Origin of the sequence: Anaerovibrio sp. (genome assembly GCF_045637405.1) — a bacterium.
Classification (GTDB): domain Bacteria; phylum Bacillota; class Negativicutes; order Selenomonadales; family Selenomonadaceae; genus Anaerovibrio.
Genome location: NZ_JAZTZI010000048.1, coordinates 21,926 through 33,053, shown reverse-complemented (window position 1 = coordinate 33,053; position 11,128 = coordinate 21,926). Strand labels below are relative to the sequence as shown.

The following is an 11,128-nucleotide window of genomic DNA, read 5'->3' as shown; positions in this document are numbered from 1 at the left end:
GGGGGGACATTTATAATAAAGTAAGTTATACACAGTTTACACTGAGCAAAGAATTATTTTACGTTTATAAATAGAGGCCGGGAGTTGGAGCAATGAAAAAATGGCGTTATTTAGAAAAAGATAATGTGGATGCGTTTTATCTGTCTACTGCTGGAACGGCAAGTATCTTAACTATTTTACTTTGGATAGGGATATATTCACGTAATATTTGGTTATCATGGTGTGCTGTTGAGTTTAGTAATGTGGAAATATATGTAATGGGGTTTTGCTTTTTTCTAGGTGCCATAATTGTAGTGGGCTATCTTCTTTGTTTGAACCATTTTCTTATTGATAAATTGTATCAGATTTTCAAAAGAAAATTAGATATAGTAAAAGGAAACTATTTATGTGGTTCACTGGTTGTGATAGCAATGCTACTATATATGGATTGGGAATTTGTAACGCAATTTAGTGAATTCGGTGTTTCAAATGCTGGGGACTATTTCGTTCCTAATCATATAAAACTGATATTGGTGCTTATACTACTGACGAATGTAGCATACTTAACATATCGGGGAATTGATTTAGATAAGAAATATCTATATTTCAGTTATGGTTGGTCAATTCTTATCAGTTTTTGGGGGGTATATTTTGTTAATCCTATTGTGTGGGGGGTAGAGGCTGTTAATATATTTTCAGTAACAGAGACGATTTATAATGCCGTTGATTTAACACCTTTTTTGTGGAAATCTACCCCCCTTTACGGTCATTACGCCTTATTCTTTTTTATACCTTTAAAAATATTTGGCGCAAATGCAATAACTATAGCCCTGTGTATAGCATTATCTGCCATGGTTGAACAGATTGCTTTTGTATATATTGTTCATCAGTTTAAGTGCCAAAACTGGATAAAAATCATAGTAACATTAGGTGCTGTATGTCGTCCGGCGTACATTTATCCAGCCATTACTCCTATTAGGACGCTAATGCCCTTATTAATAAGTGCTTGGCTTGTTTATTTGTATAAAAACAATAAATCTGAACAAGTTAAATACTTTTGTTTGAGCTTTATTTTTGGTGGATTGTCCATACTTTGGAACACTGAAACAGGTATCGGCTGTTTAGCCGGTGTTATTGCGTATTATCTGTGGATGACAGTATACCAATATAGACAGTGTGGTGCCATTAAAGCTTTCATCAAAAGAACAATGTATGTTTTCTTTCTATCTGCTATGGCACTGATTTTGCCATTGGTAATTGTCAATGGATATAACTTTATTTGCGGGGAGAATTCTATTCAAATTGCAAGCTATTTTTATCCATACATTGGGGATGATTGGGCTGTAAATGCCTTGAGATGCAATGTTCCCACCGGTAATCATGCATGGATGTATATTTTGACATTAATAATGGGGTGTATTGCAGTACCTATAATGAATGTTTTGTTTGATAATGAAAGATCACTGAAATTTGCACCAATATTAGGTGTTGCAATGGTTGGAATGGTGGTGTTTGCCTATTATTTCAATGAGGCACACTGGGGGTGTATGGATATAGTGAGAAAAATTAGTGCTGTTCTGACACTTTTTATTATCCAAGAGTTTTACGTTGCTAAAGAGGACGATATTGGTACTGTTATGACACAGCTTAAACGCTCAATAGTAATAATTGGGATTATTATATGGGGTGTCTTGAGTATTTCAACTGTAACGTCAGACCCATTTAGAATTAAAAACTTGTACAAGAATGGTGTATACAGCTATTCGAGGATTACAGATGGGATTAATAATAATTTAGTTGGTAAAGTACCGGATAATATTTGGGCTGTAGGGGAAGGTATTAATCTAATTTACCATGAGTTGGACTGGGATAATCATCCTAATGAAAAGGATTTGTCCGCGGCAGTTCTAAATAATCATGGCGATTATGAAAAATTGCTTCATGAGACCTTATCCCATAGCGAAGTATTATTAGGTAATACTATGGAATATGATAAAAAATTTCAAAATGACCTATTCTATCTGGATAAATCATACAAGCTGAAAAAAATAATTAAGATTTGTGGTCATGAGTATTTGTATTATTCAAGAACAAGGTAGATATACTTACAAATGTAATTATTAAGGAAGAGTTTACTGTGTTATAAAATGTTTAAACAAATATTATCCTTTGGGATTGTAGGTACAATAATAACCCTTTTAGGACTATTAATATACTGGGGCTGTGTTTATGTAGGTATACATTACCAGCTTGCAAATGCTATCGGTTTCATTATCACAATAGCCATAGCCTATGTTTTGAATCATAAGTTTACATTTAGGAAGGACGGCCAGGAGTATTTGAGTATTAAAGGATTGTTCAAAGCCTATGCTTCCTACTCAATAACTGGTTTGTTCCTGGCTGCTTTTCTGCTGTGGTTATGGACAGAAATAATGGGGATCAATGAAATTCTGGCCCCAGTGCTCAACTTATTGTTTACCATACCAATAAATTTTTTGCTCAATAAATTTTGGGTGTATAAAAATAGGTGAGATGCCAGAGCGTTTTAATAAGTATGATTAGAGAAGGCTGTTTTATATTATGAAAAAAATATCCGTAGCAATTCCATGTTACAACGAAGAAGACAATTTAGACCTGCTTTACACAACGGTTTCCGGCATTTTTAAGCAGGAACTTCCCGAATATGATTATGAAATATTGATAATTGACAATAAATCAAAGGATAGGAGTCGGGAAATAATTCGTGATTTATGTGCCAAAGATAAGCATGTTAAGGCTATTTTTAACTACGTAAATTGTGGTCCTAATACGAATCCGTTTTTTGCACTTCGTGAATCCGACGGAGATTGTACTATTCTTCTTTATGCAGATTTTCAGGAGCCTGTGGAAATGATTCCGGTTATGGTTCGTAAATGGGAAGAAGGCAACAAGGTTGTCTGCATGGTGAAAAATAAAAGTGAGGAGAATAGGTTCGTTTATTTGGCTCGTGAATTTTATTATCGGGTTTTTGCACGAATGAGCCAGGTGGAGCAGGTTAAGCAGTTTACGGGCTATGGGCTGTATGATAAATCGTTTATTGAGGTTATCCGCAAGATTGATGATCCAACTCCGTTTATAAAAGGAATAATTGCAGAATATGCCCCAGACAGAATTGAGGTTAATTATACCCAACAAAAGCGTATGGGGGGCAAGAGCTCGCTTAACTTTTGGGGGTACTATGATTCTGCAATGTTAAGCTTTACCAGCTATACCAGAGGTGGACTTCGGGTTACCAGTATAGTGGGCTTTGTTATTGCCTGTGTAAGTTTCATTATAGCGGCAATATATCTTATCTTAAAGCTTACTAATTGGAACACATTTAGTGCAGGTAATATTCCAATATTATTGAGTGTGTTGTTCTTTGGCGGATGTCAATTCGTATTTATAGGTCTCTTGGGCGAGTATATTATGAGCATAAACCGTAGAGTAATAAACAGACCTATGGTTGTGGAAGAGGAACGTATAAATTTTGATAATTCGGGGGATAAATAAGTGAAGGTTGTATTGTTAGCAGGTGGTTTTGGAACAAGGATTTCTGAGGAATCTGCATTTAAGCCTAAGCCTTTGGTGGAAATAGGTGGATGGCCAATTATTTGGCATATTATGAAAAGTTATGCCTACTATGGTCATAACGAATTTATTATTTGTGCTGGCTACAAGCAGCAGGCTGTGAAGGAATGGTTCGCCAGCTATTTTTTGGACAGCAGTGATGTTACTTTCGACTATAGAAATAGGGAAGATGAACGCATTATTCATCAGTGCCATGCTGAGCCATGGAAGGTTACCGTTGTTGATACTGGTCTTAATACCATGACCGGTGGCAGAATTAAGCGCATTCAAAAATATGTTGGCAATGAACCATTCATGATGACTTACGGCGATGGCGTCTGCGATGTAAATATCAACAAGCTTGTAGAGTTTCATAAGAGCCATGGCAAAATTGCCACCCTTACTGCAGTAATGCAGGATCAGTCCAAAGGCGTTTTGGATATTGGCGGTGATAATGCCGTAAAATCCTTCAGAGAGAAAAAACTCAGTGATGGGGCACCTATTAATGCAGGCTTTATGGTTCTGAATCCGGAGATATTTGATTATATCGAAGGTGATAAAACTGTATTTGAACGTGAACCCCTTGAGCGTTTGGCCAATGAAGGTGAGCTGATGTCATATATGCATAAGGGCTTTTGGCAGTGCATGGATAATATTCGTGAGAAGACTATGCTGGAGAAGATGCTGGCAAATAACAAGGCTCCTTGGAAGGTATGGGCTGACTGATGGGTAGCATAATAAATGTTTCATCTCTGGATTTGACGGAGGTTAAATTGATTGAGGTTCGTACCAGCGCTGATGAAAGAGGAAGCAACACCAAGGTTTTTTCCGATGATGATTTGAAGAGTGTTGGGATTTCATTCATTCCCTTGGAAATATTGTCAATACATAGTAATCGTAATGTATTAAGAGGTTTGCATTACCAAAAGTGCCATGGACAGGGACGGATTATATCCTGCCTAAAAGGTGAGCTGTTTTTGGGAATTGTTGATTTAAATCCATACAGCCATCAGTTTGGCAAAAGCTGTGCATATAACCTTAAGAAAAGTAATGAATATGTATATATTCCACCTGATTACGCATTGGGCACCCTGGCAATTAAGGATTCCGATTTTTTATGTCTGTGCAGTGACAATCCTTTTATGCCTGAATATGCATCAGGAGTAAAGTGGGACGACACGGATTTGGGGATTGAGTGGCCATTAGGCACAGAATCAATCATAACATCTAGAGGCGATGGAAAGTTACCATCATATAACGATACCATGAAAGAGCTGAAGTAACATGAAACGAGATAGATGTATAGCTTGCGGGGCCAAACTGTATGAAGAGTCCATTTATATTTGTAAAAATATGCCGGCAGTTTCACAGGATTTACCTACTGAAGCTGATTTAGACAAGGACAAGCCAGTTGATTTTGAATTATGTCAATGCACTGGCTGCGGTCTGGTGCAGTTTAATAATGAACCGGTTCCGTATTATCGCGATTCCACCAGAGCTGGTGAGCGGTGTGATGTGCTTGTTGACCTGCGCCGGAAGCAGTATAAGCACATGATTGAGACCTACAAGCTTCAGGGGAAGAAATTGGCAGAGTTTGGTGCTGGTAAGGGCGGATTTCTCAAGACGCTGAAGGAATTATCTGAATATGGTATTCAGGAGTATGGTATAGAGTATAATGCTGATTTTGTAAAGATTGCTAGAGAGATTGAGGGTGTCAATGTACAGCAGGGTAATCCTGAGTGTGCTGAAACGGTAATGGAGGGGGCCCCATTTGATGCCTTTACATCTTTTGCCTATCCTGCCAGATTGATTAAGCCAAATGAACTGATGCAGTGTATATACAATAATACTACGGCTGATGCGGTGGGACTAGTTATGGTGCCCAGCATGGAGCATTTGCTAAGTCCTGGGGGGTATTATGATATTACTGCTGACCATATTGCGTACTACGATATTAATTCTTTAAGATATCTGCTCCAGAAAAATGGTTTTGAGATAATCGAACATGGTGAAGTGGCAGGTGTTTATATTTACGCTTATGTACGTAAACATAAATTATATGATTTAAATAATATTTGGTCTGGGGTTAATCAATTAACAAATGAAGTGTCGGTTTATGTAAAGAGAGAGAAATCTTTGGGCAAGAAAATCGCTGTGTGGTGTGCAGGGCATTTCGCCTTTACTGTTTTGGCAATGATTGAATCGCCTAAGGATGTTGATTACATCATTGATAACGCGGAATTCAAGAAAAACAGATTTTCCCCGGCTACCCATATTCCAATTAAGGGTCCTGAATATTTTAAGGAGCACCCTGTGGATGTGATTATGATTTTGGGGCCAATGTATGTTGATGAAATTGTAAAAGAAATTCATGATAAGTGTTCAAAAGATGTGACTATAACTACGGTTGACAAGACCGGATTACATTTTGAAGTAGGTGCAAAGCTTTGAAGGTATCAGATTATATAGTTCAGTTCTTGATAGATAAGGGAATAACCGACTTGTGGGGCTATCCGGGAGGTTCAGTCACCAATCTTACGGATTCTTTATACAAGAGGCGCGGTGAGATAAATGCTCACGTGGTATACCATGAACAGGCTGCCGGGTTTGCCGCCTGTGCCTACGCCAACAGAAATGGTATTCCGGGGGTGGCATATTCTACTGGTGGTCCTGGAGCGACCAATCTAATGACAACCATAGGTCATGCATATTATGATTCCATACCAGTTGTGTTTATGACGGGTAATGTCAATACATATGAAGCTAAAGGTGATATGAGAATTAGACAAAGAGGCTTTCAGGAATCAGATATTATTTCTGTGGCTGCTCCTCTAACTAAGGCAAGTATGTATGTTGAATCCCCGGAAAAGATAAAGTATTATCTGCAGAAGGCGTTTTGTTTGGCGACTACAGGTAGGCCAGGCCCTGTACTAATTGATTTGCCTATGGATGTACTTAGGGCTGATGTAGATGTAGAAAAATTAGACGGCTACAGCATTGCAGCTTTGGATAAATCTGCCAAGGCGTCTGAGGAATTTGAGGCTTGCATTAAAGACGCTATAAAAAAAGCAAACTTTCCATGTCTTTTATTGGGAAATGCTTTAAAGAAGTCACAATTAAAAGAGAAAGTAAGGCAGGTGGTGGAACATTTCAGGATGCCGTATGTTACCAGCATGATAGCCTTTGATGTAATAGAGCATAATGAATATTACTGCGGTTTTGCCGGAGCCTATGGGGTAAGAGCGGCAAATATTATATTGTCAAAAAGCGATCTGGTTATTTCACTGGGGTCCAGGATAGACCAAAGACAATCTGGTGCAGTTAGGGAGAATTTTGCCCAAGATGCTGAAATTATACGTGTAGATATTGATGATGGCGAGTTGTCATATAAGGTCCATGAAAATGAACATTCATTTTGTATGGATGTTGAACAAGCGTTGGATATCTTGTTAAATGTCGACTCCAATAAATGTTATAAATCATGGATTGAAAAATGCGCTCTGATTAAGGAAAAATTGCAAGATATTGATACTGCTTTGCCAACGGAGTGTATAAGGGAACTTAGTAAGTATATTCCGGAAAATGCTATGGTAACAACTGATGTGGGACAGAACATGGTGTGGGTACCACAGGCATTTAAGGTAAAAAAAGGCCAGAAATTTATGTTTTCCGGCGGCATGGGGGCCATGGGACATGCCCTTCCAGCTTCAATAGGAGCTTGCTATCCTCTTGATGGTCGTATAGCTGTTTGTATATGCGGAGATGGCGGTATCCAGATGAATATTCAGGAACTGCAATATCTGTCCAGAGAGCAGCTTCCAGTTAAGATAATTGTTATGAACAATTACGCATTAGGGATGATCAGGCACTTTCAGGAAATGTATTTTGATAATGTTTATTTCCAGACTACTGCCGCAGGAGGGTATACGGTTCCAGATTTTGTTAAGGTTGCTGAAGCCTATGGTATACGTGGACGAGTTGTTACTGATGTAAGTCAGTTCAGGGCTTTGGAGAAAGAATTGAATGATAATGCACCGTTACTCATTGAAGTTCGCATAAATGGTGATACATACGTAAAACCAAAGCTGGAATATGGAAAGCCTAACTATGACCAACAGCCTTTGCTTGATAGAGGCTTATTAAAAGAATTAATGGAGCTGTAGGCCGCATGGGTACTGATTCACATATTGAAAATATTGATTTTTACAGAGGCAAAAAAGTTCTTATAACAGGTCATACTGGCTTTAAGGGCTCATGGATGACCTGTATACTGGATTATCTGGGAGCAGATGTAACTGGCTTTGCATTGGCTCCTGAGTTGGGATGTCTTTATTCACAAATTGATGGTGATAATGTAATCAATAGTATTATTGGTCAGTTGGAAGATTATGAGCTTTTGTTAAAGACTATTCAGACTGCAAAACCAGAAGTTATTATCCATTTGGCGGCCTTTGGGTTTATGAATGAGTGCTATAAGGACCCAAGACGGGCATATTCCGCAAATGTTATGGGTACTGTAAATCTTTTAGAGGCTGTAAGGCATTGTGATTCGGTTCGCAGTGTGGTTATTGTGTCCACGGACAAGGTTTATGCCAACAAGGGGGACGGGGCAGTTTACTCTGAAAATGATATACTTGGTGGGAGCAGCCCATATTCCTGTAGCAAGTCCTGTATGGAGTTATTGGTACGGGACTATTATGAGACTTATTTCAAAGTTGTGGACAGAGATATAGGAATTGGTGTGGTGCGTGCAAGCAATGTTTTGGCTGGTGGTGACCATATACAGACAAGACTTATACCGTCCATACTTCGTTCCTTGGATAGGGGCGAGCCTGTGGAAATCAGACATCCGGAACAAACCAGACCATGGCAGTCTGTATTGGATGCTCTGGATGGGTATTTAACGGTTGCGAGATTTTTATATAAAAACCAAAATGAGTATTCAGGAGCATGGAATATTGGTCCGACCCGTGAAGGCATCAAATCTGTGGGATGGGTTTTTGACAAGATGGTGGCTTACTTCAAGGGCTTGGAAAAAAGAGATGCCATGAAGTTTGATGTCCATGAGTCTGAAACCCTGGGGTTGGATATTACCAAGTCCATCACCAGACTTGATTGGAAACCACGTCTTTCTACAGAACGGGTTATTGAATTGGTCGTAGATTTCTACAAAGGCCAAAAAGATGGTACGGATGCACTAGCTTTGTGCAGAAAACAAATTAGTGAATATTATGGAGGTAGCAGTGATGCAGTGGAATAATGAAGAAGAAGCACGCAAGGATATTCTTGCGGCTGTTACAGATTATTATCATCAGTTTAAGGAAAACAAGGGAAAGTACGTCGATGGTGAAAGAGTTCCATATGCCGGCAGGGTGTATGATGAAAGGGAAATGTGCTCTTTGGCTGAAGCAACCCTTGATTTTTGGCTTACCTCCGGCAGATTTGTAGATAAATTTGAAAAGGATTTTGCCAAGTGGCTGGGAGTGAAGTTTACCAGCGTTGTAAACAGCGGATCTTCCGCTAATCTGGTGGCGTTTTTTGCTCTTACTGCCCAGGAGCTGGGGGATCGTGCTATTAAAAGAGGCGATGAGGTAATTACCGTAGCGGCTGGTTTTCCGACCACAATTACTCCAATTGTTCAGTATGGTGCTGTACCAGTATTTGTGGATGTAAAAATCCCTTACTACAACATAGATATCGATATGCTGGAAAAGGCATATTCTTCCAAGACAAAGGCTGTGTTTATGGCACATACCCTTGGCAATCCGTTTGATATTAAGACAGTAAAAGATTTTTGTGATAAGCATAATCTGTGGCTTGTGGAAGATAATTGTGATGCTTTGGGTGGCACCTACAATTTAGATGGTGAGGAAAGACTGATCGGTACAATTGGTGATATCGGTACCTCCAGCTTTTATCCGCCACATCATATGACTATGGGGGAAGGCGGCTGTGTATATACCAACAATCCACAGTTACATAAATTAATCCGCTCCTTTAGGGATTGGGGTCGTGATTGTATGTGTGCCGCCGGTCAGGATGATATGTGCGGTCACCGGTTTGATGGTCAGTTTGGTGAACTGCCTAAGGGATATGACCATAAATTTGTTTACAGTCACTTTGGTTTTAATTTAAAAATCACGGATATGCAGGCGGCTGTGGGCTGTGAGCAGTTGAAAAAGTTGCCTAAGTTTATAGAATGCCGCAGAAAGAATTGGGACAGACTTAAAGCTGGTTTGCAGGACTGTACTGACAAACTGATATTGCCGGAGCCAACGCCAAATAGTAATCCAAGCTGGTTCGGATTCATTATGACCGTTAAAGAAGGTATTAATTGTGTTGAGGTGGTTAAGTACCTGGAGGCACACAATGTCCAGACAAGAAGATTGTTTGGCGGTAATCTTGTTAAGCATCCATGCTTTGATGAGATGAGAAAAAATGGCGAGGGCTATCGTGTAGTTGGCTCTTTGGAAAATACTGACCGCATCATGAATAATTCCTTCTGGGTAGGTGTATATCCAGGGTTGGACGAAGACAGAGTAGATTATATTATCAAGATTATACATGAAGCATTGGAAAAATAAGAGTGAATGCCATGAAAAAGATAGTGGTTACTGGGGCTACCAGTATGTTGGGGGCTGCATTAATTCATAGATTGTTGAAGAGCCCTGATGTTGAAAAAATCTATGCTGTAATTAGACCCGTTAAAGAACTGCAGACCGCAGATAAAAGAAAGCGGCTTCCTAACAGTGAAAAAATTCGCATTATTGAGTGTGATTTGAAGGATTACAACAAGCTTTCATTGCTGATAAATGATAGCTGTAATGTTTTTTATCACATGGCTTGGCCCCGGACAGCCACATATGAAGAAAACATTGATGATACGCTTCTTAAATGTGATGCCATGAAGGGGGTTATTGAGGCTGTAGGGGCGGCTCACACCCTTAAATGTACTACATTTGTTGGTGCAGGCTCCCAGTCAGAATATGGAGTACCAACGGATGGAGTTTATTCTGTAAATATGCCATGTAATCCCGTACGAATTGATGGAATGCTTCATTTGGCCGCAGGACAAATCGGTCGAAAGCTTGCAGATGGATACGGCATGATTTTTATATGGATGCGTATTTTCAGTGTATATGGCACTAATGACAGGACTAATTCCATGATTAGTAGCACGATAGATAAACTTTTATCGGGCGAGCATTGCGCTTTTACAAAATCTGAGCAAACCTGGGATTATGTTTATGAAGATGATGTGGCAGATGCCTTTTATTTGGTTGGGGAAAAAGCTAAATGCAGCCAGGTGTATAACATGGCTTCCGGTATATCTTATCCCTTAAAGGATTACATCACATCGTTGAGAGATATTGTAGCTCCTAAGGAGAAGCTGGGCCTGGGGGAAATACCATATCCTCCTAATCCAATTATGAAAATGGAAGTCGACGTATCGAATTTAAAAAAGGATACTGGCTGGTCGCCAAGCACAACTTTTGAAAAGGGGATTAAACGTATATTTGAGGCAAAACTTCAAGACAGGACATGAAAAATGAAAGATGAT

General features: G+C 39.3%; 10 protein-coding genes. All 10 read left to right on the top strand.

Going from position 1 to position 11,128, the window contains the following annotated elements:
• Positions 1 to 92 precede the first annotated feature (92 nt).
• Genes ACKI5G_RS03675 through ACKI5G_RS03630 form a run of 10 tightly spaced genes read left to right on the top strand, consistent with a single transcriptional unit; the run spans position 93 to position 11,113 of the window.
• Positions 93 to 2,078, top strand: a complete 1,986-nt coding sequence (locus tag ACKI5G_RS03675; protein ID WP_407397748.1) for a hypothetical protein — start codon at positions 93 to 95, stop codon at positions 2,076 to 2,078.
• A gap of 48 nt (positions 2,079 to 2,126) precedes the next feature.
• Positions 2,127 to 2,510, top strand: coding sequence for a GtrA family protein (locus tag ACKI5G_RS03670; RefSeq protein WP_407397746.1), 384 nt, complete (start codon positions 2,127 to 2,129; stop codon positions 2,508 to 2,510).
• 49 nt (positions 2,511 to 2,559) lie between these two features.
• Positions 2,560 to 3,510 (top strand): glycosyltransferase, encoded by a 951-nt coding sequence (locus ACKI5G_RS03665; RefSeq protein WP_407397744.1) that lies wholly within the window; start codon positions 2,560 to 2,562, stop codon positions 3,508 to 3,510.
• Positions 3,511 to 4,293: a glucose-1-phosphate cytidylyltransferase gene (gene rfbF, locus ACKI5G_RS03660; protein WP_407397742.1), complete on the top strand. Its 783-nt coding sequence runs from the start codon at positions 3,511 to 3,513 to the stop codon at positions 4,291 to 4,293.
• A complete protein-coding gene (locus tag ACKI5G_RS03655) occupies positions 4,293 to 4,850 on the top strand; it encodes a dTDP-4-dehydrorhamnose 3,5-epimerase family protein (RefSeq protein WP_407397740.1) in 558 nt (185 codons plus the stop codon). The genes rfbF and ACKI5G_RS03655 overlap by 1 nt, the downstream gene beginning before the upstream one ends.
• A gap of 1 nt (position 4,851) precedes the next feature.
• Positions 4,852 to 6,018 carry a methyltransferase domain-containing protein gene (locus ACKI5G_RS03650; protein WP_407397738.1) on the top strand — a complete coding sequence of 389 codons (1,167 nt, stop codon included), beginning with the start codon at positions 4,852 to 4,854 and terminating at the stop codon, positions 6,016 to 6,018.
• The gene (locus ACKI5G_RS03645) at positions 6,015 to 7,730 is read left to right on the top strand and encodes a thiamine pyrophosphate-binding protein (RefSeq protein WP_407397736.1); all 1,716 of its coding nucleotides are present in this window, start codon (positions 6,015 to 6,017) and stop codon (positions 7,728 to 7,730) included. The genes ACKI5G_RS03650 and ACKI5G_RS03645 overlap by 4 nt, the downstream gene beginning before the upstream one ends.
• Positions 7,731 to 7,735: 5 nt before the next feature.
• Positions 7,736 to 8,827, top strand: coding sequence for a CDP-glucose 4,6-dehydratase (gene rfbG / locus ACKI5G_RS03640; RefSeq protein WP_407397734.1), 1,092 nt, complete (start codon positions 7,736 to 7,738; stop codon positions 8,825 to 8,827).
• Positions 8,814 to 10,151 (top strand): lipopolysaccharide biosynthesis protein RfbH, encoded by a 1,338-nt coding sequence (gene rfbH / locus ACKI5G_RS03635; RefSeq protein WP_407397732.1) that lies wholly within the window; start codon positions 8,814 to 8,816, stop codon positions 10,149 to 10,151. The genes rfbG and rfbH overlap by 14 nt, the downstream gene beginning before the upstream one ends.
• Before the next feature lie 11 nt (positions 10,152 to 10,162).
• A complete protein-coding gene (locus tag ACKI5G_RS03630) occupies positions 10,163 to 11,113 on the top strand; it encodes an NAD-dependent epimerase/dehydratase family protein (protein ID WP_407397730.1) in 951 nt (316 codons plus the stop codon).
• Positions 11,114 to 11,128 lie beyond the last annotated feature (15 nt).

Bases quoted from the DNA above. Each gene is read 5' to 3' on its own strand.
- ACKI5G_RS03675 (WP_407397748.1), top strand. From the start codon at position 93: ATGAAAAAATGGCGTTATTTAGAAAAAGATAATGTGGATGCGTTTTAT.
- ACKI5G_RS03670 (WP_407397746.1), top strand. From the start codon at position 2,127: ATGTTTAAACAAATATTATCCTTTGGGATTGTAGGTACAATAATAACC.
- ACKI5G_RS03665 (WP_407397744.1), top strand. From the start codon at position 2,560: ATGAAAAAAATATCCGTAGCAATTCCATGTTACAACGAAGAAGACAAT.
- ACKI5G_RS03655 (WP_407397740.1), top strand. From the start codon at position 4,293: ATGGGTAGCATAATAAATGTTTCATCTCTGGATTTGACGGAGGTTAAA.
- ACKI5G_RS03650 (WP_407397738.1), top strand. From the start codon at position 4,852: ATGAAACGAGATAGATGTATAGCTTGCGGGGCCAAACTGTATGAAGAG.
- rfbG (WP_407397734.1), top strand. From the start codon at position 7,736: ATGGGTACTGATTCACATATTGAAAATATTGATTTTTACAGAGGCAAA.
- rfbH (WP_407397732.1), top strand. From the start codon at position 8,814: ATGCAGTGGAATAATGAAGAAGAAGCACGCAAGGATATTCTTGCGGCT.
- ACKI5G_RS03630 (WP_407397730.1), top strand. From the start codon at position 10,163: ATGAAAAAGATAGTGGTTACTGGGGCTACCAGTATGTTGGGGGCTGCA.